Genomic DNA, 21,161 nt, shown 5'->3' with positions numbered 1-21,161 from the left:
TCTTCATGTCTGATCTGCTGCTGAGCGAGGACCGAGACCGCGTCCGTACGCTGACCCTGAACCGTCCCGATCAGCTCAACGCCTTCAGCCAGGCGCTCTATGTGGCTCTCGCCGAGGCGCTCCGCGAAGCCGATGCGGACCCAGAGGTGGCCGTCGTGCTGCTGACCGGAACCGGGCGCGCGTTCTCGGCGGGCACCGACCTCGTCGAGATGAAGGTGGCCGCGGCGGGAGCCGACGACGCCGCCGCGCACGGGTTCATCGGCCTCGTCGACTCCCTGGCGGGGTTCTCCAAGCCGCTGGTGGTGGCGGTCAACGGGCTGGGACTCGGCATCGGGGTGACGCTCCTCGGCTTCGCCGACCTGGTCCTCGCCTCGACGGCGGCGAGGTTCAAGACGCCGTTCACGACCCTCGGGGTCGCTCCGGAGGCGGCCTCCAGCTTTCTCTTTCCGCGCCTGATCGGCCGTCAGAACGCCGCCTGGATGCTGATGTCGGGGGAGTGGTTCAGCGCCGAGGAAGCCCATGAGATGGGGCTCGTCTGGCGGGTCACGTCGCCCGAGGAGCTGCTCACCACCGCCTGGGGGCACGCCGCCACGCTCGCCGCGCGTCCGATCAGCAGCCTGGTCGCCGTCAAGGAGACGATGACGGCGTCGCTTCGTCCCGGGATCGAGGCTGCCCGCGAGCTCGAGAACGCCAAGTTCGCTGAGCTGCTCGGTGGGCCGGCCAACATCGAGGCGCTCGTCGCCTTCGCCGAGGGGCGTGAGCCCGACTTCACCCGGCTGCCACCCGGGGTCTGAGTGGTCTCAGCTGCTCGGCGGGACGATCCGCTCGTGGCCCGGTCCGCCCGGACCGGGCTCGGCGCTGAGCACGATGTGATCGGCGATATCGAGCGCTATGTCGTGCTCCCTGATGACGTCGAGCACCATGTCTCGGCGCTCCTCGGAGGCCACCTCGCCGGAGACGACCAGATGCTCGCCGCGTACCTGGAGGTGGATTCCGAGCTCGTGGGTGCGCGGATCGGTCGCGATCGCGCACTCGAGGTCTCGGGCGAGCTGCTCGTTCATGCCGACCTCCTGGGGACGACGTCGTAGACGCGGAATGCCGCCTGGATGACTGGCTGGGCGACGTTGCGTACCGGCACTCCCGCGGGCGTGAGGCCCTTCTCGCGCCCGGCGTGGGCGTGGCCGTGGACCGCTAGGTCCACTCCCGTCTCGTCGATCGCCTCGCCGAGCCGGTAGTTGCCGAGGAACGGCCAGATCTCCTTCGGCTCGCCGAGCAGGGTGTCGTCGACGGGAGCGAAGTGCGAGAGGGCGACGGTGACGTCCGGCTCCTCGCCGGCCAGGTCGTCGAGGGCTCGGCGCAGGACGACGGCCGTCTCAATGCCATGACCCGTGAAAGCCTTCATCTGCGGCTCGCCGAAGTCGGCGGCACTGCGGCCGGAGAAGCCGAGGCAGAAGCCCTTGACGCCGGCGACGCCGAGTCGGCCGGCCCTCGTCTCGACCGTGGTCGAGGTGCCCTCGAGGACGGTCATCCCACGCTCCTCCAGCAGCTGAGCGATCTCACGCTCTTCGCCGGAGTGGTAGTCGTGGTTGCCGAGCACGGTGAGTACGGGTACGTCGGCGGCGTCGAACTCGTCGGCGAACGCCTTCGCCTCGTCGATCGTCCCGTGCTGGGTGAGATCGCCGGCGACCAGCAGCGCGTCGGCCTCGGCGGAGATCCCGTCGAGCAGAGGCGCATAGCGGCCACGCAGGTCGTCCGCCAGATGTACGTCGCCCACCGCTGCCACGCGAATCGGCTCAGGCATCGCCCTCACCTCCGGCGACGTCGAGGGCGTCCAGCAGACCGAGCGCAGCCTGTGCGAAGGGGCTGCGCTTCGCCTCCTGGCGTACCAGCCTCCAGTCGATCTGCTCGCGCAGGGCGCGGCCGCAGCCGACGATCCGCGACAGATCGCAGGCGTGCTCGCTGAGGGCGAGCATGCGCGAGATGATCAGGTCCGTCGCGGACATGACGGGCATCGTCACGGAGTCGACCGGCAGCTCGTCGCACCGCGTGAGCAGCTCGTCGTCGACCGGCCCGGTCGGTAGCCGGTGGATCAGGTCGACGACCACGGTGTCGCGCCCGACCTTCACCAGCCAGTCCTCGGGTGCGTCGACCGCGTCCATCCCGTTCTCGAGCAGCACCTGGACGGCCTTCTCGGCAAGATCCTGCGGCAGGACGAAGTCCACGTCGTGGGTGCTCTCGGGGCCGCCTCGGGTCCATACCGCGTACCCGCCGGCCAGCGCGAACGGCATCTCGGCGGCCTTCAGGGTCGCGCCGACCAGCTTGAGTACCTCACGTTGTCGCTGGAACTCCTCGCCCAGCACGTCTGTTCTCGGCATGGGTGTGCGGTACCCCAATCCGTCCGGTTCAGCCCTTGCCGTAAACAAGAACGTGTTCTAATCTGGACACGTGTCCAGCGCAACCAGCACCCGCCAGGCAGAGACGGTCGAGCGACTGTTCGCCGCAGGTCTCGACGAGCTTCGCCACGCCGGGCACGAGGCACTGACCATCCGATCGGTGGCCGCGCGGGCCGGAGTCTCCTCGGCGACGGCCTACACCTACCTCGCCTCCAAGAACCATCTCTTCGCCGAGCTCTTCTGGCGTCACCTCGCCGAGATGCCGGCGGTCGAGACGTCCGGGTCCAGGGTGGAGCGGGTGCAGGAGGCCGTCCGCGGCCTGACGACCCGGATCGCCGAGGAGCCCGAGCTCGCGGCGGCGGTGACGCCGGCGCTGCTGGGCAGCGACGCAGATGTCGCGCGGCTGCGACTGCGGATCGGGGCGGAGTTCGCCGCCCGGTTCGAGGCGGCGCTGGGCGATGGGACCGGAGCCAAGGACGACGACGCCGTGCGGGAAGCGCTGCTGCTGGCCTTCTCGGGCGCGCTGCTGCAGGCGGGCATGGGCCTGATGACCTACGACGAGATGGCTGACCGGCTCGCCCCGGTCGTGGCCGTGATCGTCGGTGAGGCGATGTATCGAGCCTGTCGAGATGAGTGAGATGACCAGCACCACCACCGAGATCTTCGACCCCTACGACTACGACTTCCACGAAGACCCCTACCCGGTCTACGCCCGGCTGCGCGACGAGGCGCCGCTCTACTACAACGCGACCGACGACTTCTGGGCACTCTCCCGGCACGCCGACGTGCACGCCGCGGTGAAGAACGACGTCACCTTCTCCAACCGGATGGGGGTCTCGCTCGACGCCAGCGCCTGGAACTCCGAGGCCCACCGGGTCATGTCGTTCCTGGCTCTGGACGGCAAGGAGCAGACCCGGCTGCGGAAGCTGGTCTCGGCTGGGTTCACCCCACGTCGCGTACGTGAGCTGGCCCCGCGGATCCAGGCGCTCGCCGACCACTACCTCGACGCGCTGATCGTGGTGGGTGCCGCGCAGGGGGAGGCCGACTGGATCGCCGAGCTGGCCGGCAAGCTCCCGATGGATGTGATCTCGGAGATGATGGGCGTTCCCGCCGCCGACCGCGACGAGGTGCGGCGGCTGGCCGACCTGGTGGTGCACCGCGAGGACGGCGTACGAGACGTGCCGGAGGCCGGGATGACGGCGGCGCTGGAGCTGATCGGCTACTACGCCGAGATGGTCACGCAGCGGCGCGGCCGGCCCAGCGACGACCTCACCTCGGCGCTCGTGGAGGCCGAGGTCGACGGTGACCGGCTGCTCGACCACGAGGTCATCGCGTTCCTGTTCCTGATGGTCGTGGCCGGCAACGAGACCACCACCAAGCTGCTCGGCAACGCGCTCCACCACCTCGGTGCCCACCCCGCTCAGCTCGCCGAGGTGTTCGCCGACCCGGAGAACCCCACGCTGGTGAGCGCGTGGATCGAGGAGACGCTGCGCCACGACACCTCCAGCCAGATGCTGGCCAGGTACGTCGCCGGGGACGTCGAGCTCCACGGCCAGACCGTCCCCGCCGGGTCGAAGCTGCTCGTCCTGCTCGGCTCCGCCAACCGCGACGAGCGGGTCTTCACCGCACCCGGCGTCTTCGACATCCACCGCCCGGCAGACGAGCTGGGCAAGATCATGAGCTTCGGTGTCGGCCGACACTTCTGTCTCGGTGCCAACCTGGCCCGGCTCGAGGCCCGGGTCGTGCTGGCAGAGCTGGTGCGGCGTACGTCCGGGTTCGTCGTGCATCCCGAACGCTCGGTCCGGGTCCACTCAACGAGCGTGCGCGGCTTCGCGGCGCTGCCCGTCACGTTCACGCGGAGGGTGCGATGAGCGGGGCGGATGCTCACCGAGGTAACTCGGTCGGCAGTCACCTACTTCGTGGAACTCCGCGAGGCCAGTACGCATCCGCCGAGTCACCTCGGTCAGCATCCAGGGAGGACGCGTGAAGTACGCACAGCCCGACCGCCGTCCGGCGGTGATCACCGGCGCCTCCTCCGGGATCGGCGCTGAGACCGCGAAGGCGCTGGCAACGGCCGGTTTCCCGGTCGCGCTCGGTGCCCGGCGGGTCGACCGGGTCGAGGAGATCGCCGCGGCGATCCGGGCCGACGGGGGAGAGGCGGTCGCGCACCCCCTCGACGTGACCTCCGAGGACTCGGTCGCCGAGTTCGCCGCGAAGGTGACAGCGGACCTCGGCGAGGTCGAGGTCGTGGTCAGCAACGCCGGGGTCACCCACCCGGGTGCGACCGTCGACGTCCCCACGCAGACCTTCGCCGACCAGATCGAGATCAACCTGCTCGGCGCCCACCGGGTCCTGCGCGCGTTCGGTCCCGGGATGCTCGAGCGGCAGCGCGGCGACCTGGTCTTCGTCTCCTCCGACGTGGCGTTGCGGCCGCGACCGTTCATGGGTGCGTACGCCGCCTCGAAGTGGGGCCTGGAGGGGATGGTCAACGCGCTCCGGATGGAGCTGGAAGGCACCGGGGTCCGCGCCTCGACCGTTCGGCCGGGCCCCACGCACTCCGACATCGGCAACGAGTGGCCGGCCGAGATCGGCGGGTTCGTGCTGGAGCAGTGGGCCCGATGGGGTCTGGCCCGGCATCCACACTTCCTCAAGGCCCGGGCGCTGGCCGATGCGATCACGACGGTCGTGAGCGCACCCCGGGGCGTCCACATCAGCACCATCGACGTCGACCCCGAGGCTCCGATCGTTCCCGAAGGGGCCGGGGAGCGAAGCGACCGGCGGCAGGTGGACCGATGATCCCGACCGTCTCCACCGTCCTGGACGACCAGGACCCGAGCGTCCCTGAGATCATCCGGGGCACCGGACACCTGCCCGAGATGCGGGTCGACCCGATCTCGCTGTTCACCCGCGTCCGCGAGGAGTGCGGTGACCTCGGGCGCTTCCGGCTCGCCGACAAGGACGTCGTCCTGGTCACCGGGGCCGAGGCCAACGAGGCGTTCTTCCGGGCACCCGACGACGTGCTCGACCAGGCTGCCGCGTACCCGTTCATGACGCCGATCTTCGGCAAGGGCGTGGTCTTCGACGCCTCGCCGGAGGAGCGACAGCAGATGCTGAAGAACCAGGCGCTGCGCGGCGACATGATGCGCGGGCACGCGCAGACGATCGAGGCCGAGATCCGCCGGATGATCGCCGGCTGGGGCGATGAGGGCGAGATCGACCTGCTCGACTTCTTCGCCGAGCTGACCATCTACACGACCTCCTCGTGTCTGATCGGCAAGCCGTTCCGCGAGGAGCTCGACTCCACCTTCGCCCAGCACTACCACGAGCTGGAGCACGGCACCGATGCCATCGCCTACGTCGACGCGTACGCGGACATCGAGAGCTTCCGGATGCGCGACGCCGCCCGGGAGCGGCTGGTCGAGCTCGTCCAGGCGATCGTGGACAAGCGGGTTGCGCGGGGGAGGGTCGCCAAGGAGGACCGCGATCTTCTCGACGTCCTCATCTCCATCGACATGGACACCGACACCATCACCGGCATCTTCATCTCGATGATGTTCGCCGGGCACCACACCTCCTCGGGCACGGCGTCGTGGGCGATGATCGAGCTGCTGCGGAACCCGTCGGTGATGGCGGAGGTCACCGCCGAGCTCGACGAGCTGTACGCCGACGGCAGCGAGGTCTCCTTCCAGGCCCTTCGCTCCATCCCAGTGCTCGAGGCCACGCTCAAGGAGACGCTGCGGCTGCACCCGCCGCTGATCATCCTGATGCGGCTGGTGCGCGAGGACTTCGAGCTGCTCGGCGAGACCATCCCGGCCGGCACTCTGCTCGCCGCCTCGCCGAGGGTCTCCAACCGGATCGAGGCCGACTTCCCCAGGCATGCGTCCTTCGACCCGAGCCGCTACATCGACCCGCGCCAGGAGGACATGCAGAACCGGTGGACGTGGATCCCGTTCGGCGCAGGCAAGCACCGCTGCGTCGGCAACGCGTTCGCGATGATGCAGATGAAGGCGATCTTCTCGGTCGTCCTGCGCGACTACACCTTCGAGGCGGCACAGCCGCTGGACTCCTACGCCGACGACTTCACCAAGATGGTGATCCAGCTCCAGCAACCGTGCCGTGTCCGCTACCGCAGACGCTCACCGCTGGTCGAGCCCGCGAGCGCAGCGAGCGGTGTCGAGACCAACACAGTCGACTCTGTTGGTCTCACGGCGCCTGATGCCGAGGGGCCTCCGCCTAGCGGCTACGGCGGCTCGACCGACGAGGAGATCTGATGATGCTCACCGTCGATCTTGGTCTCTGCCAGGGGCACCAGGAGTGTCTCGCCGAGGCCCCCGAGCTCTTCGACTTCGACCACGACAGCTACCAGGTCGTCGTACGCATCACCGAACCGTTCGAGGAGCAGCTTCCGGCGGCGCGTGCGGCCGTGAAGTACTGCCCCGCTTTCGCTCTCACTCTGGAGGACTGACGTGTCTGACCTGGACCGCGCCGAGATCGAGGGGTTCTGGGCCCACTGGCTCGACCTCAACCGCCAGGCGGAAACCGACGGCAGCTGGTCGCCGCTCGCCGACGTGTACGCCGAGGACGCGACGTACGGCTGGATGTACACCCCCGACGAGCACTTCATGGCCGTCGGCCGCGAGCAGATCCGCGAGTGGGCGCTCGGCACCGAGATGGCCGGGCTCGAGGGCTGGCACTACGACTACCAGGCGACGGTGATCGACGACGTGAACGCCATGGTGGTCGGCTTCTGGCGTCAGCGCGCGGGGATCATCGACGACGCGACCGGCGAGGAGTACGAGATCCTCGGCATCGGCGGCTCGTGGTTCGGGTTCGCCCGGCGCCCCGACGGCGAGGGCCTGGAGCTCGCCTGGCAGCGCGACTGGTTCGACCTCGGCTCCACCGCGACGACCTTCCTGGACATCGTCAAGGCGAAGAAGGCGACCCAGGGACTCCTCGACCGGATGTCGCTCAACGGCATCGAGCAGCCGGGCCACTACCGGCGCAAGGACCTGCCCAGCACCGTCTGGCCGCCGCCGGTGGCCGACGGGAAGTTCCTCACCCAGAGCACATCGTCTCTGGCTGCCTCGACAGGAGGCCCCCAGTGACGCGCACCCCCACCAACCCTCCCGCTCAGCAGTACGTCGACGGCAAGCTCGGCGACGCGAGCAGCGGCGAGACGTACGCCATCCTCAACCCCGCCACCGGACAGGAGATCGGTCGCGCGCCCGACTCGACGGCCGAGGACATGAACGCCGCGATCGCCGCCGCCCGCCGTGCCTTCGACGAGACCGGCTGGTCCACCGACGTGGCGTTCCGGATCCGTTGCCTTCGCCAGCTGCACCAGGCGCTGCTGGACAACGTCGACGCGCTGCGGGAGCTGACCACCGCCGAGGTCGGGGCGCCCACGTTCCTCGTCGCCGGGCCGCAGCTCGACGCCCCCATCGAGACCCTGAAGTGGTCGACCGATCTGGCCCAGCGCTACGAGTGGGAGCAGGACCTCGGCGTCGGCGTCACGATGGGGGTCTCCTCGAGGCGTACCGTGCGGAAGGAGGCGGTCGGCGTCGTCGCGGCGATCACGCCGTGGAACTTCCCCAACCAGATCAACCTGGCCAAGATCGGTCCGGCGCTCGCCGCGGGCAACACCGTGGTCCTCAAGCCCGCCCCGGACACCCCGTGGGTGGCGGCCGAGCTCGGGCGCCTGGCCGCAGAGCACACCGACATCCCGGCGGGCGTCTTCAACGTGGTGACACCGCGCAGCAACGAGGTCGCCGCCCTTCTCGCCGAGGATCCCCGCGTCGACCTGGTCTCCTTCACCGGCTCGACCAGCACCGGCCGGCGGATCATGGCCGCCGCCGCGCCGACCCTGAAGAAGGTCTTCCTCGAGCTCGGCGGCAAGTCGGCCGCGATCGTCCTCGACGACGCCGACATCGCCGCCGCTGCCTCGATGGCCGCCTTCTCCGTCGCCGTCCACGCAGGTCAGGGCTGCGCCCTGACCACCCGCCTGCTCGTGCCGCGTGCGTCCTACGACGCAGCCGTCGAGGCGGCGGCCGCGACCATGGCGTCCCTCGGGGCCGGCGACCCCGCCGACCCCGGCACGATCTGCGGACCGGTCATCTCGGCGGTCCAACGCACCCGCATCCTCGGCTACCTGGCGCTCGCGGAGGAGGAGGGCGGCCGGTTCGCGACCGGTGGCGACGTGGCCGTCCAGGACGGTGACCTGGCCGGCGGCTTCTGGGTCCAGCCCACGGTCATCGCCGGCCTCGACAACACCGCCCGAGTCGCTCGCGAGGAGATCTTCGGACCGGTGCTGACGGTGATCCCGCACGACGGCGACGACGATGCCGTACGCCTCGCCAACGACTCGCCCTACGGCCTCTCCGGCTCGGTCGAGTCCGGGTCGCTGGAGCGCGCCAAGTCGGTGGCGGCCCGGATCCGCACCGGCACCATCGGCGTCAACGGAGGCCAGTGGTTCGGCGCCGACGCCCCCTTCGGCGGCTACAAGCAGTCCGGCCTCGGCCGGGAGATGGGCGTGGCCGGTTTCGAGGAATACCTGGAGACCAAGCTGATCGCGGAGCCCGCATGATGCCGACTCGGCACGTTCTGACCGAAAACGAGGTCGAGTCGGCGCGTTCTGACCGAAGTGTGGATCGAGTCGGCGCAAGTTTGCGCCGACTCGGCGGGAATCGGGGTCAGTTTGCGCCGACTCGGCGTGGGACAAGGAGTGACGGATGAGGTTCGAGGACAAGGTCATCGTGGTGACCGGGGCGGCGCAGGGGATCGGGGAGGCGTACGCCAAGGGGCTCGCCGCCGAGGGAGCCGCTGTCGTCGTCGCGGATCTGAACGATGAGAAGGGGGAGCGGGTCGCCAAGGAGATCGAGGCGGCCGGCGGAGCCGCCAGGTTCGTACGCTGCGACGTCTCCGACCACGAGTCGGCGGCTGCGCTGGCGGCCGAGACGACCGCGGCGTACGGCGGGATCGACGGGCTCATCAACAACGCCGCGATCTACGGCGACATGGCCTTCGACCTGCTGATCACCGTCGACTGGGACTACTACGAGAGGTTCATGAGCGTGAACCTCAACGGGGCCCTGGTGATGACCCGTGCGGTCTACCCGGTGATGCAGCGACGGGGCGGCGGGGCGATCGTCAACCAGTCCTCGACCGCCGCCTACCTCTACTCCGGCTTCTACGGCTTGGCCAAGGTCGGCATCAACGGCCTGACCCAGCAGCTCGCCCACGAGCTCGGTGGGATGAACATCCGGGTCAACGCGATCGCTCCGGGCCCGACCGACACCGAGGCGACCCGCACCCAGGCCGGTGACGCGGCCGAGGACATGACCAAGCAGATGGCGATCAAGCGCCTCGGCACCACCGAGGACATGGTCGGGACCGCGAAGTTCCTTCTCTCCGAGGAGTCGTCCTGGATCTCGGGCCAGATCATCGCTGTCGACGGCGGCGGGACGTTCCGGCTTTGAACACAAGGACACGCGCGGGATTCGTCGGGCTGGGCAACATCGGCAGACCGATGGCGCTCCAGCTCGCCAAGGCCGACGGCATCGACCTGTGGGTCCACGACATCGCCCCCGAGCCCGTCGCCGAGCTGGAGGCCGCCGGCGCGAAGACGGCAGCCTCGGTGGCGGAGCTGGCGGCGTCTGTCGACGTGCTGAGCGTGATGGTCCGCGACGACGACCAGGTGCGCCAGGTGCTCGCCGAGGTGCTGACGGCTCGTCGGACGACCGGCAGCCGGCTCACCGTCTTGGTGCACTCGACCGTCTCGCCCGACACCCCCGCGGAGCTGGCCGCGACCGCCGCTCCCCACGGGGTCGACGTGCTCGACGCACCCGTCTCGGGCGGCCCGATGGGCGCCGTCGACGGCACCTTGGCCATCCTCTGCGGAGGAGGGGCCGAGGCGTACGCAGCGGCGTCCCTGGTCCTGGCGGCGATGGGCTCCAAGGTCGTTCATGCCGGTCCGGTCGGCGCCGGGACGAGGTTCAAGCTGGCACGGAACCTGCTCCACTTCGCCTCCTTCACCGCCGCCACCGAGGCCCAGCGGCTCGCCGAGTCGGCCGGGCTGGACCTGGTCATGCTCGGTGAGGTCGTCCGCCACACCGACGCGATCACCGGCGGGCCCGGCGCGATCATGCATCGCGACACCATCGCCAGGATCGCTCCCGACGACTTCTGGCACGGCGTCTTCGGCCACGTCGTGGCGCTGGGGGAGAAGGACCTCGGCTTCGCGATCGAGCTCGCCGAGGAGCTCGGCGTCGAGGTGCCCCTCGCCCGGCTCGCGCTCGAGCGGTTGGCGCCGGGCTTGGGGATGGGGATGTCCGACGTCGGAGGGGTCTCGACAGGCTCGACCACCGCAGAGAGACATGAGTGACATGACTGACGAAAGATTCGCCGAGCTCCCCGAGCAGCGGGCCAAGGGCCTGCGCAAGATGGAGGAGGTCTACGGCTTCGACATGGCCGACGGCGAGGGCGACTTCTTCCGCTATACCGCCGACCACCTCTTCGGAGACATCTGGCAGCGCCCGGGCCTGACCACACGCGACCGGCGGCTCCTGCTGATCGGGCTGCTGGCCGGCCAGGGCGCGGCGGACGTGCTCGGGATCCAGATCCCCGCGGCTTACGCCAACGGCGAGCTCTCCGAGGACGAGCTGCGCGAGATCGTGGTTTTCCTGAGTCACTACGCGGGATGGCCCAACGGTGCCAGGATGAACACGGTCGTCGAGGAGACCATCGGTAAGGCCCGAAGAGAGGCACAGAGGAAGGCCCAGGAAAGGGCTCAGGGGAAGGCTCAACGCTCATGACGTACGTCATCACCCAGTCCTGCTGCAACGACGCCTCCTGTGTGGAGGTCTGCCCGGTCGACTGCATCCACCCCGGACCGGACGAGCCCGGCTTCGGCGCCGCCGAGATGCTCTACATCCACCCCGACGAGTGCATCGACTGCGGTGCCTGCGAGGACGCCTGCCCGGTCAACGCGATCTTTCCGGACTACGAGGTCCCGGACGTGTTCGCGCCCTACACCGACATCAACGCCGCCTTCTTCGAGTTCACCGGCGATCAGGACGCGCCCGCGCCGCTGCCGCTGCCGGGCCCGAAGATCGCCAGGTCCGGTCCACTCAAAGTGGCTGTCGTGGGGGCCGGGCCGGCCGGTTGGTACGTCGCCGAGGAGCTGGCCGCCACCCGGCGCTGCGATGTCGAGATCACCGTGATGGACCGGCTCGCGACCCCGTACGGTCTGGTCCGCTACGGCGTCGCGCCCGATCACCTGGACACCAAGGAGATCGCCTCCGGCTTCGCGAAGACCGCGCGACACCGCCGGGTGCGCACCCGCTACAACGTCGAGGTCGGGCGTGACGTCACTCACGAGGAGCTCCTCGGTGCCCATCACGCGGTCGTCTACACGACCGGCGCCGGCGAGGGCCGCAGCCTCGGGATACCGGGGGAGGACCTGCCGGGCTCGACCTCGGCGGCCGAGCTCGTCGGCTGGTACAACGGGCATCCCGACCGGGCCGCGCTCACCTTCCCGCTGACCCACGAGCGCGCCGTCATCATCGGCAACGGCAACGTCGCCCTCGACCTCGCCCGCCTGCTGCTGGCCGACGAGGCCGCGCTGAACGCCTCCGACCTGGCTCCCGCCGCGCTCGCGGCGCTGGCCGCCAGCGGCATCCGTGAGGTCGTCGTCACCGCCCGGCGCGGAGCGGAGTACGCCGCCTTCACCAGCCCGGAGCTGCGGGCGCTGGCCGACGACCCTGGCCTCGACGTCCTGGTCGAGGAGGCAGACCTGGCCGGCCTGCCGACCGAGGAGGGGACGACCGAGCGCAACGCCGCGACCTTCGCGGCGCTGCAGAAGGCGGAGCTGCTCCGTGACCTGGCCGCCCGGCAGCGTACGGACGCCGCGAAGCGGCTCGTTCTCCGCTTCTGCCTGAGGCCCACCGAGATCCTCGGCACCGACACCGTCACCGGAGTGCGCTTCGGCAGCGGTGAGGAGATCGAGGCCGGCCTCGTCGTCCGCGCCACCGGCTACCGCTCCGCGGGCGTCGCCGGCGTCCCGGCCGAGGTGGACACCGGCCGCTTCCTCCACGAGGCCGGCCGGGTGGTCGGGGCCGAGGCGACCTACACCGCGGGCTGGGTGAAACGCGGGCCGACCGGTGTGATCGGCACCAACCGGGCCTGCGCCGCCGAGACCGTACGCACCCTCCTCGACGACCACGCCTCTGGCTCTCTCGCTGACCCGGCCGGCGAGCCGCTCGATGCCCTTCTGGCAGAGCGCGGCGTGATCGTCGTCGACCAGACCGGCTGGAACTCTCTCGACACCCACGAGTGCGATTCCGGCAAGGAGATCGGCCGGCCGCGCGTGAAGGTGACCGACCGAGAGGAGCAGGTCCGTATCGCGGCCCCGGCCCGCGTCTGACCGAAACCACGCCGAGTCGGCGCATCTTGACGCGATTCGACGTCGAGTCGGCGCGTCTTGACCAAGATCGACGTCGAGTCGGCGCATCTTGACCGAACATTGCGTCGAGTCGGCGCGTCATGACGAGCCGACTCGGCGTTGTCTTCGGTCAAGACGAGCCGACTCGGCGGTCGGTTTTGACCGGTGTGCGTTGGGGAGGTCTGCGAGAGTGGGTGGAAACCGATCCTCGGGGGAAAGGCACTCCATGTCAGACAGCGAGTTCAAGGACTGGAACCAGTCGATCATCGACGAGTTCCGAGCCAACGAGGGCAACGTCACCTCGGTGCCGTTCGGGCGCGGGCTGGTGCTCGTGCACCACACCGGTGCCAAGACGGGCACCGAGCGGGTCTCGCCGGTGGCCAACATCCGTTAGGACCCCGACACCTGGCTGATCGCCGCTTCCAAGGCCGGAGCCCCGGACAACCCAGCCTGGTATCACAATCTGCTGGCCAACCCGGAGACCAAGATCGAGACGCCCGCAGACGGCGTCGTCGAGGTCCAGGTCAGCGAGCTGACCGGCGCGGAGCGCGATTCCGCCTGGGAGCGGTTCAAGGCGATGAGCCCGGGTTTCGGAGAGTACGAGGCGAAGACCGACCGGGTCATCCCGGTGCTCGCGCTCCACCGCAGGTGAGCGACCTCAGACGGGTGTGATCGGCAGCGACCGGCGCGGCTCGAAGGCGAAGTCCGCGCCGGTGCTGAACCGCACCACCGCGACCTCGGAGGCTTCCGGGACGGGCTCGGGGCGGCGTACGACCTCGCCCCGCCAGCCGTCCGCGACCATGTCTCCCAAGGGCCTCACCTCGACGTCTAGGTGAGGGTCGAGGGCGTGCACCGCCGCCTGGAGCGGAACGAACCATTCCGGGCCGATCAGCGAGACCCACGCGCCGTCCTCGTCGGCGGGCGCGGGCCGCACGACCAGCGCCTCCGCGTCCATCTCCACCGACACGTACGCAGCAGGGTTCAGCATCGGGTGGAGCGCGAGCAGCCGCAGGGCGCCCCTGGTGTCCGCCGGGAGCGACAGGGCCCGAGCCAGGCGTGAGCCGGCGATGCCGGCGACCCCGACCAGCTGCTTGCGCCGGATGTCGAGGAGCTGTTCGCGGGAGGCCACCCGGGACTCCAGCGCGAGGGTGAACCCGCGGTCGAGCAGCGCCATCTGCAGGCAGACCTCGTCGGCGATACGCACCAGCGCGGAGTGGGAGAAGGCGGCGAGGTCGAGGTCGGAGACGAGCGGTCCGGCGTAGTCGGCCGCGCCGTCATCGGTGGGGTCGATCGAAGCAAGCTCGAGGCTCGCCGCCCGGGAGCGCTCGTTGAGCGCCAGCTCCGGGACCGCGACCGCCTCGGGGTGGGCGTCGTCGATCACCACGGTCCAGCGACAGTGCGGCGTCCGGTCGGCGGGCGTGCGCGGTGGTCGGTGGACCGGGCGGACCTGCGCCCGCGGGTGGGTGGCGATGGCGGTGGCATCGAAGGTGGGGTCCTCGATGTCGTGGCACATCCCACGGACGTACTCCTCGCCCATCGGCTCGACGTCCATCAGCGCCCCGCAGTGGTCGAGGTGGAACTCGCCGTGGCGGGCGTCGTGGACGATGTAGCGGAAGTCCATGAACTGGGGCGGTGCGCCGATGTCGAGCTGGAGCCCTTTGAAGATCGTGGGTACGTCGCCCCGGCCGGGCACCGCCGGTGCATAGCCCAGCGCGGTCTGCATCCGCCGGGTGTAGATCGGCGAGGCGGAGGCCCACTCCACGATCGCGATCCGCAGCATCTCCTCGCGCCCGAGGGCGGAGATGCACCAGGCCATCCCCGAGCGGTCGATCAGCTGGCCGATCAGGAGGAGCTCGCGGACCAGCTCGGCGAGCTCCTCCCGGGTCAGATCGGCATAGCGGGACGGGATCAACCCAGAAGGACTCAACGAATGCCGAGCTTCCGCATCCAGCGCAGCGACGTCTGCATCTGCTTGGCGTAGTCGTCGAAGGTCTGCTTGCCCTGCGGCCCCATGATCTGCTTCTTCAGGGTCGCGACGTTCTGGGTCTCGGTGTACTTGAGCAGCCCCTGGTCGCCGTGGCGGGCGCCGACGCCGGACTGCTTCATGCCGCCCGATGGGGTCGACTTCGAGGCGTACGCGGTGGCCAGGCCGTCATTGATGTTGACGTTGCCCGACTCGATCCGGGCCGCGACCTGTTGGGCGCGCTTGAAGTTCGTGGTCCACACCGAGGCGTTGAGCCCGTACTCGGTGTCGTTGGCCAGCTCGATCGCCTCCTCCAGGGTGGAGTAGCGGTGGAGCGAGACGACCGGACCGAAGGTCTCGGTCACTCCGTGGAGCATCTCCTTTGTGGTGCCTTCCAGGATCGTCGGCTCGAAGAAGGTCGGCCCGATGTCGGGGCGCGCCTTGCCGCCGGTCAGGACGGTGGCGCCCTTGGCGACCGCGTCGTCGACATGCGACTGCACGCGCGCCAGATGGTCGGGGGAGACCAGCGCTCCGAGGTCGGGTCCGAAGGCGTACGCAGCCTCGATCCGCATCGATTCGACGGCTGCGACGAACTTGTCGCGGAACTCCTCGTACATTGCCTCGGGGATGTAGATCCGCTCGATGTGCATGCAGATCTGGCCGGTGTTGCCGAAGACGGCGAACATCGAGCCGCCGACGGTCTCGTCGATGTCGGCGTCGTCGAGGACGATCATCGGGTTCTTGCCGCCGAGCTCGAGGCAGGCGCCGATCAGGTTGCGCCCGGCCTGCTCGCCGATCACCCGGCCGGTGGCGGTGGATCCGGTGAACATCGCGTAGTCGACGTTGTCCATCAGCGTCGGGCCCACGTCGGGTCCCTCGCCGCAGACGACCTGGAACAGGCCCTTCGGCAGGCCCGCCTCCTCGAGCAGTGAGATCCCGAACAGCGGGGAGAGCGCCGTCTTGTTGTCGGGCTTGAGGAGCACCGCGTTGCCGGCCATGAGCGCCGGGATCGCGTCGGAGAGACCGGTCGCGAACGGGAAGTTCCACGGCGCGATGACGCCGACCAGGCCGCGCGGCGGGTGGCGCTCGATCGAGCTCGACAGCAACGGCATCATCCCGGGCCGCAACTTGTCCTTGAGCAGCTTCGGCGCCCGCTTGAGGTAGTGCGAGATCACCATCGGCGGGTCGCACACCTCCTCGAACGCGATTCGCCGGGCCTTGCCCGACTCGGCCTGGATGAGGTCGGCGATCTTGTGCTGGTTGCGCAGGATCAGCTCGTGGGCCCGCTTGAAGACGGCCAGCCGCTCCGCGAGCGGTGTCGCCGCCCACTTGCGCTGGGCGGCCCGGCCTTCGGCCGCGGCCCGCTCGACATCGGCCGGTGAGGACTGTGGCAGCGCGACCAGCACCTCACCGGTGTAGACCTCGGTCAGCTTCCAGGACGCACCTGTGGACGAGGGGACCCGGGAGACCAGCTCGACCAGCAGCTCCTCGGTGATCCAGTCGGGGCGGCGTACGTCTGCTGTCTTCGCTGTGTCAGTGCTCATGTCTGCTTCCGATCAGCTGTTGTCGGTTCCGTCGAGAATGGCTCTACGGATTCTCGTCAAGGACGAAGGTTGCGCAGCGGTCCCCGATCATGACCGCGGGAGCGTTGGTGTTGCCGCCGATGATCGACGGCATGATCGAGGCGTCGGCGACGCGGAGGCCATCGATGCCGTGTACGCGGAGCCGTGGGTCGACCACGGCCCGCTCGTCGACGCCCATCCGACAGGAGCCGACGGCGTGGTAGATCGAGGTCGCCCGGTTGGTGACCTCGTCCTTCATCGCCTCGGCGTCGATGGCCTTGCCGGGGTGGATCTCCGACTTGACCTGGTCGCCGAAGGCCGGGGAGGCCATGATCTCGCGGATCATCTCGACGCCTTCGAGCAGGACGCGCTTGTCGTCGGGTTCGGCGAGGTAGTTGAAGTCGATCAGCGGCTCGGCGGTCGGGTCGGCGTTGCGTAGCCGCAGCGTCCCCCGCGAGCGTGGGTAGATCAGCGACGACATCACCGTCAGCGCCGCACGCGGGTCGACCGCGTGCCGGATCGGCGCGTCCTGGTTGGGGGAGGGGTAGGCCCAGGGGAGCACGTGCAGCTGCAGGTCGGGTACGTCGGTGGCCAGCGAGGTGCGTACGAAGCCGACCGTCTCGAAGACGGTGTGACCGAGGATCGACTTCCCGACCGTCTGCTCGCGGAAGACCGCCTTGCCGAAGTAGGCCGCGGTGCCGCGGTGCAGCGCGGTCGGCATCTCCCAGGTCGTCGGCACGAACATGTGGTCGTGCAGGTTGTCGCCGACCGGCAGCTCGTGGACGGCGGTGATCCCGTGCTCGGCCAGGTGGGCGGCAGGCCCGATCCCGGAGAGCATCAGCAGCTGGGGCGAGCCGAAGGCGCCTGCGGAGACGATGACCTCCTTGGTGGCCGAGATCGTCTGCGGACCCTGCCTGGTCTGGATCTCGACACCGGCGGCCCGCCCGTTCTCGATCACTATCTTGGAGACGTGCACGCGGGTGAGCGTGGTCAGGCCGGTCAGCTCCTGGTCGTGGAGGTAGCCACGCGAGGCGGAGTAGCGCAGCCCGTCGATGGCGCTCTGCTGGAACGTCGAGACGCCCTCCTGCTCGGCGGCGTTGTAGTCGTCGAGCACCTTCACGTCGAGGGTCTCGGCAGCGGCGCGCTGGAAGGAGAGCGACGCCTCGGTCGGCCGCGGGTGCTTCATGACCTTGATCGGTCCGCCCGTGCCGCGGTAGTCGGAGCCGCCGCCCTCGTAGTCCTCGATCCTTCGGTACGCCTCGTTGACCGAGTCCGCGTCCCAGCCGGTGTTGCCCTCGGCCGCCCAGGCGTCGTAGTTGGCCCGGTTGCCCCGGACCCACAGCAGGCCGTTGATCGAGGAGGAGCCGCCGAGCACCTTGCCGCGCGGCTGGGGGAGCTCGCGGTTGCGGGCGTGCTTCTGGGGGACCGTGTGGTAGCCCCAGTCGACGAGCTTCTTCAGCCGTGGCTCGGCGTGCAGCGGGCCGATCATGCCCGGCTTGGTGACCAGGTAGTTGCGCTTGTCCACCTTCCCGGCCTCGAGGAGGATGACCGACTTGCCGGCCGCGGCCAGACGCCCGGCGACCGCACAGCCTGCGGAGCCGGCGCCGACGACGACGTACTCGGCTTCGGTGACCTTCTCGCGTGCCATCTCAGACCCTCCTCCTGCCGGTGGTCGAGCTTGTCGAGACCACGCACCCCATGACAGTCAGATCCTCTCGATGATCGTGGCCGTCGCCTGTGCGCCGCCGGCGCACATCGAGACCAGGGCGGTGCTGGCATCACGGCGCTCGAGCTCGTGGAGCGCGGCGGTGAGCAGGCGGGTGCCGGTCGAGCCGACCGGGTGGCCGAGCGCGATCGCGCCACCGTTGACGTTGATCTTCTCCTCGGGCACCTGGTGCACCTGCGCCCACGACATGACCACGCCGGCGAAGGCCTCGTTGACCTCGGCGATGTCGATGTCGCCGATCGTCATCCCGGTGTCCTTCAGCGCCTTCTCGGTCGCCTGGACCGGGCCGTCGAGGTGGTAGTAGGGGTCGGAGCCGACCAGGTTGGAGGTGACGATCCGGGCCCGGGCCTTCAGGCCGAGGGATGCCGCGACCGTTGAGTCCATCAGCAGCAGCGCCGAGGCGCCGTCGGAGATCTGCGAGGAGGTGCCGGCGGTGTGGGTGCCGCCGTCGAGCACCGGGCTCAGCCCGGCCAGCTTCTCCAGGGAGGTGTCCCGGATGCCCTGGTCCTCGGTGACGGTGCGCACCTCTCCGGTGGGCTTGCCCTCGTCGTCGAGCATGGGGGCCTCGACGGCGAAGATCTGGCTCTGGAAGTGGCCGGCGTCGCGGGCTTGGCGCGCCTTGACCTGGGACCACAGGCCGAACTCGTCGACCTCGTTGCGGGAGAACCCGCGGCTCTCGACGATCCGGTCGGCGCCCTCGAACTGGTTGGGTAGATCGATGTTCCAGTCTGCGGGACGCGGGTCGCCCGCGCCCTTGGGGACGTTGGCGCCCAGCGGGATCCGTGACATCGACTCGATGCCGCAGGCGACTCCGACCTTGATCTGGTCGGAGGCGATCATCGCGTTGATCAGATGGGTGGCCTGCTGGGCCGAGGAGCACTGTGCGTCGATGACCGTGGACCCGGTGTGGATCGGCAGCCCGGCGTGGAGCCAGGCGCGGCGGACCATGTTGTTGGACTGCTCCCCGACCTGGGAGACGCAGCCGCCGATGACCTGATCCACCAGGTCAGGGTCGACTCCGGCGCGCTTGAGCACCTCGACCTGGGCAGCACCGAGCAGCTCGCCCGGATGAACCCCGGCGAGCCAGCCCTTGCGCTTGCCGATGGGGGTGCGGACGGCTTCGACGATGACGGGCGTGCCCATGGAACCTCGCTCTTCAGGGGTGTCGACAAGTCGCTGGTGCGCGGATGCGCACCGTCACGCCTGGTGACGTGACACGGGTTACACTCGATGGTCCCAAATTAGAACGTGTTCTCGTTTGGCGCAACCCTTGCGCGCTGAGCCTTGTGTGATGGCGAGCACTGTGTGACGATAAACTAGAACGTGTTACAGAAATGACCTCGAAGGAGCACACCCGTGACCGCTCTCCCCGTGGATTTCGATCCGACTGATCCCGTGCTCAACGAGGAGCGCGTCCCCCTCCAGGAGTTTCTCGAGCTTCGCAAGACCGCTCCGGTGTGGTGGGTCGAGCAGACGCCGGAGGCTCGGGCGGGCTTCCTCGACACCGGTTTCTGGGCGGTGAGCAAGCACGAGGACATCCTCGCGGTCTCCAAGGACAACGAGAACTTCGGCACGAACGAGAACGGCGTGATCATCCGGTTCGCGCCCGACATGACCCGTGAGCAGGTTGAGCTCCAGCGCGCGATGCTGATCCATCACGACGCGCCCGACCACACCAAGCTGCGCCAGATCATCAGCCGCGGCTTCACCCCGCGTGCGATCAACGCCCTCAAGGATCGCCTGGTCGAGCGGGCCGGCACCATCGTCGACGACGCCCTGGCCAAGGGCGAGGGTGACTTCGTCGCAGAGGTCGCCGCCGAGCTCCCGCTCCAGGCGATCGCCGAGCTGCTCGGCGTCCCGCAGGAGGACCGGCGCAAGCTCTTCGACTGGTCCAACCAGATGCTCGCCTACGACGACCCGGACTACGACGCGGACCCCGAGGCCGCCTCGATCGAGATCCTGACCTACGCGATGCAGCTGGCTGCCGAGCGCAAGGCGGACCCCAAGGACGACATCATCTCCAAGCTGGTCAACGCCGAGCTGGAAGGTGGCGCGCTGGGCGACGACGAGTTCGGCTTCTTCGTCATCCTGCTAGCGGTCGCCGGCAACGAGACCACCCGCAACGCGATCTCCCACGGTATGCAGGCCTTCTTCGACCACCCCGACCAGTGGGAGCTGTGGAGGAAGGAGCGCCCCGACACCATGGTCGACGAGGTGATCCGGTGGGCGACCCCGGTCACGGTCTTCCAGCGTACGGCGCTCAACGACGTCGAGGTCGGCGGCCAGCTGGTCAAGAAGGGCCAGCGCGTCGGCATCTTCTACGCCTCGGGCAACCATGACGCGGACGTCTTCGACGACCCGGACACCTTCGACATCACCCGCGAGCACAACCCGCACCTCGCCTTCGGCGGACACGGCGCCCACTACTGCATCGGCGCCAACCTCGCCCGGATGGAGGTGCGGATCATGTTCGACGCGATCGCCGACCGGATGCCCGACCTCAGGCCGAACGGTACGCCGCGCCGGCTGCGGCACGCGTGGATCAACGGCATCAAGGAGATGCCGGTCACCTACTCCTGATCAGGTATCTCCACGTTGGAGAAGTGGGGCCGGCGGAAGGGATACTCCGCCGGCACCCACTTCCTCAGCGCTTCGTAGACCACCTCGTAGAGCCCCTGCTCGTAGGCCTCGGTGGTCACCCACCAGCTGACGTCGACGTCGTACGCAGCCAGCTCCTCGCTCAGCTCCTGCCGCACGCCCAGGGGGTAGAGATAGGTGCACCCGACGTAGCCGAGATCGGGCGTCTCCAGGACGTAGGAGAACGACTTGTTCTCCTTCCACTCCCCCTCGTGCCAGACCAGGTCGATGTAGTCGTCCTCCTCCGAGGTCGACCCCTCCGGCCAGCCCCCGCCCCGCGTCGAGTTGATCAGGTCGCGGTCGGCGTTGATGGCGCGTACGTCGTCGGCCAGGCACGCACGCGACAGCGGCGTCGCGCGCAGGTCGCCGTGGGTGAGCACCCGCGGCGCCTCGAACCCGTCCGGGACGACGAGCAGCTTGCTGAGTCCGGCGTAGCTCATGG

The 21,161-nt window shown here is 69.3% G+C and carries 23 protein-coding genes; 15 read left to right on the top strand and 8 right to left on the bottom strand.

Annotation, left to right across the window (positions count from 1 at the left end):
- The first annotated feature begins 5 nt into the window (after positions 1 to 5).
- Positions 6 to 794, top strand: coding sequence for an enoyl-CoA hydratase-related protein (locus ABZZ22_RS08630; RefSeq protein WP_354929311.1), 789 nt, complete (start codon positions 6 to 8; stop codon positions 792 to 794).
- Positions 795 to 800: 6 nt separating this feature from the next.
- Here the strand turns inward: ABZZ22_RS08630 and ABZZ22_RS08625 are convergent, their stop codons facing one another.
- The 3 genes from ABZZ22_RS08625 to ABZZ22_RS08615 are packed head-to-tail and all read right to left on the bottom strand — an operon-like array spanning position 801 to position 2,375.
- On the bottom strand, positions 801 to 1,061 hold the full coding sequence (locus tag ABZZ22_RS08625) for a hypothetical protein (protein WP_354929308.1): 261 nt from the start codon (positions 1,059 to 1,061) through the stop codon (positions 801 to 803).
- Positions 1,058 to 1,801: a metallophosphoesterase gene (locus tag ABZZ22_RS08620; protein ID WP_354929305.1), complete on the bottom strand. Its 744-nt coding sequence runs from the start codon at positions 1,799 to 1,801 to the stop codon at positions 1,058 to 1,060. Before ABZZ22_RS08620 ends, ABZZ22_RS08625 begins: the two co-directional genes overlap by 4 nt.
- Positions 1,794 to 2,375: a nucleotidyltransferase gene (locus ABZZ22_RS08615; protein WP_354929302.1), complete on the bottom strand. Its 582-nt coding sequence runs from the start codon at positions 2,373 to 2,375 to the stop codon at positions 1,794 to 1,796. Before ABZZ22_RS08615 ends, ABZZ22_RS08620 begins: the two co-directional genes overlap by 8 nt.
- A gap of 70 nt (positions 2,376 to 2,445) precedes the next feature.
- Here ABZZ22_RS08615 and ABZZ22_RS08610 point away from each other — a divergent pair, with 70 nt between their 5' ends.
- The 13 genes from ABZZ22_RS08610 (at position 2,446) to ABZZ22_RS08550 (ending at position 13,483) form a co-directional block, all read left to right on the top strand.
- A complete protein-coding gene (locus tag ABZZ22_RS08610) occupies positions 2,446 to 3,030 on the top strand; it encodes a TetR/AcrR family transcriptional regulator (protein WP_354929299.1) in 585 nt (194 codons plus the stop codon).
- Positions 3,023 to 4,264, top strand: a complete 1,242-nt coding sequence (locus ABZZ22_RS08605) for a cytochrome P450 (RefSeq protein ID WP_354929296.1) — start codon at positions 3,023 to 3,025, stop codon at positions 4,262 to 4,264. Before ABZZ22_RS08610 ends, ABZZ22_RS08605 begins: the two co-directional genes overlap by 8 nt.
- A 112-nt stretch (positions 4,265 to 4,376) precedes the next feature.
- Positions 4,377 to 5,189, top strand: a complete 813-nt coding sequence (locus tag ABZZ22_RS08600; protein ID WP_354929293.1) for an SDR family oxidoreductase — start codon at positions 4,377 to 4,379, stop codon at positions 5,187 to 5,189.
- Positions 5,186 to 6,664 carry a cytochrome P450 gene (locus ABZZ22_RS08595; protein ID WP_354929290.1) on the top strand — a complete coding sequence of 493 codons (1,479 nt, stop codon included), beginning with the start codon at positions 5,186 to 5,188 and terminating at the stop codon, positions 6,662 to 6,664. Before ABZZ22_RS08600 ends, ABZZ22_RS08595 begins: the two co-directional genes overlap by 4 nt.
- Positions 6,664 to 6,858: a ferredoxin gene (locus ABZZ22_RS08590; protein WP_354929287.1), complete on the top strand. Its 195-nt coding sequence runs from the start codon at positions 6,664 to 6,666 to the stop codon at positions 6,856 to 6,858. The genes ABZZ22_RS08595 and ABZZ22_RS08590 overlap by 1 nt, the downstream gene beginning before the upstream one ends.
- A 1-nt stretch (position 6,859) precedes the next feature.
- Positions 6,860 to 7,498 (top strand): hypothetical protein, encoded by a 639-nt coding sequence (locus tag ABZZ22_RS08585; RefSeq protein ID WP_354929284.1) that lies wholly within the window; start codon positions 6,860 to 6,862, stop codon positions 7,496 to 7,498.
- The gene (locus tag ABZZ22_RS08580) at positions 7,495 to 8,976 is read left to right on the top strand and encodes an aldehyde dehydrogenase (protein WP_354929281.1); all 1,482 of its coding nucleotides are present in this window, start codon (positions 7,495 to 7,497) and stop codon (positions 8,974 to 8,976) included. Before ABZZ22_RS08585 ends, ABZZ22_RS08580 begins: the two co-directional genes overlap by 4 nt.
- A 145-nt stretch (positions 8,977 to 9,121) precedes the next feature.
- Positions 9,122 to 9,868: an SDR family oxidoreductase gene (locus ABZZ22_RS08575; RefSeq protein ID WP_354929278.1), complete on the top strand. Its 747-nt coding sequence runs from the start codon at positions 9,122 to 9,124 to the stop codon at positions 9,866 to 9,868.
- A complete protein-coding gene (locus ABZZ22_RS08570; protein WP_354929275.1) occupies positions 9,865 to 10,773 on the top strand; it encodes an NAD(P)-dependent oxidoreductase in 909 nt (302 codons plus the stop codon). Before ABZZ22_RS08575 ends, ABZZ22_RS08570 begins: the two co-directional genes overlap by 4 nt.
- A 1-nt stretch (position 10,774) precedes the next feature.
- Complete coding sequence (locus tag ABZZ22_RS08565; RefSeq protein WP_354929272.1) at positions 10,775 to 11,203, top strand: carboxymuconolactone decarboxylase family protein; 429 nt, start codon at positions 10,775 to 10,777, stop codon at positions 11,201 to 11,203.
- On the top strand, positions 11,200 to 12,813 hold the full coding sequence (locus ABZZ22_RS08560) for an FAD-dependent oxidoreductase (RefSeq protein WP_354929269.1): 1,614 nt from the start codon (positions 11,200 to 11,202) through the stop codon (positions 12,811 to 12,813). Before ABZZ22_RS08565 ends, ABZZ22_RS08560 begins: the two co-directional genes overlap by 4 nt.
- A 244-nt stretch (positions 12,814 to 13,057) precedes the next feature.
- On the top strand, positions 13,058 to 13,225 hold the full coding sequence (locus ABZZ22_RS08555; RefSeq protein WP_354929266.1) for a hypothetical protein: 168 nt from the start codon (positions 13,058 to 13,060) through the stop codon (positions 13,223 to 13,225).
- A gap of 15 nt (positions 13,226 to 13,240) precedes the next feature.
- Positions 13,241 to 13,483, top strand: a complete 243-nt coding sequence (locus tag ABZZ22_RS08550) for a nitroreductase/quinone reductase family protein (protein ID WP_354929453.1) — start codon at positions 13,241 to 13,243, stop codon at positions 13,481 to 13,483.
- A gap of 6 nt (positions 13,484 to 13,489) precedes the next feature.
- Here the strand turns inward: ABZZ22_RS08550 and ABZZ22_RS08545 are convergent, their stop codons facing one another.
- Genes ABZZ22_RS08545 through ABZZ22_RS08530 form a run of 4 tightly spaced genes read right to left on the bottom strand, consistent with a single transcriptional unit; the run spans position 13,490 to position 19,225 of the window.
- Positions 13,490 to 14,743: a hypothetical protein gene (locus ABZZ22_RS08545; protein WP_354929263.1), complete on the bottom strand. Its 1,254-nt coding sequence runs from the start codon at positions 14,741 to 14,743 to the stop codon at positions 13,490 to 13,492.
- 11 nt (positions 14,744 to 14,754) lie between these two features.
- Entirely contained in the window at positions 14,755 to 16,338 is a 1,584-nt protein-coding gene (locus ABZZ22_RS08540; protein ID WP_354929260.1) for a succinic semialdehyde dehydrogenase, read from the bottom strand.
- Between the two features lie 43 nt (positions 16,339 to 16,381).
- Positions 16,382 to 18,004: an FAD-dependent oxidoreductase gene (locus ABZZ22_RS08535; RefSeq protein ID WP_354929257.1), complete on the bottom strand. Its 1,623-nt coding sequence runs from the start codon at positions 18,002 to 18,004 to the stop codon at positions 16,382 to 16,384.
- 57 nt (positions 18,005 to 18,061) lie between these two features.
- Positions 18,062 to 19,225: a steroid 3-ketoacyl-CoA thiolase gene (locus ABZZ22_RS08530; RefSeq protein ID WP_354929254.1), complete on the bottom strand. Its 1,164-nt coding sequence runs from the start codon at positions 19,223 to 19,225 to the stop codon at positions 18,062 to 18,064.
- A 213-nt stretch (positions 19,226 to 19,438) separates the two neighbouring features.
- On the opposite strand from ABZZ22_RS08530, the gene ABZZ22_RS08525 reads away from it, so the two are divergent.
- Positions 19,439 to 20,662, top strand: coding sequence for a cytochrome P450 (locus ABZZ22_RS08525; RefSeq protein ID WP_354929251.1), 1,224 nt, complete (start codon positions 19,439 to 19,441; stop codon positions 20,660 to 20,662).
- On the opposite strand, the gene ABZZ22_RS08520 is transcribed toward ABZZ22_RS08525, so the two are convergent.
- Positions 20,653 to 21,159: a GNAT family N-acetyltransferase gene (locus tag ABZZ22_RS08520; protein ID WP_354929248.1), complete on the bottom strand. Its 507-nt coding sequence runs from the start codon at positions 21,157 to 21,159 to the stop codon at positions 20,653 to 20,655. The genes ABZZ22_RS08525 and ABZZ22_RS08520 overlap by 10 nt on opposite strands.
- Positions 21,160 to 21,161: the final 2 nt, after the last annotated feature.

This window comes from Nocardioides sp. NPDC006273 (assembly GCF_040613495.1).
In the GTDB taxonomy this organism is placed as follows: Bacteria; Actinomycetota; Actinomycetes; order Propionibacteriales; family Nocardioidaceae; genus Nocardioides.
Note: the sequence above shows the minus strand (reverse complement) of the source record. Positions and strands in the feature narration are given on the sequence as shown.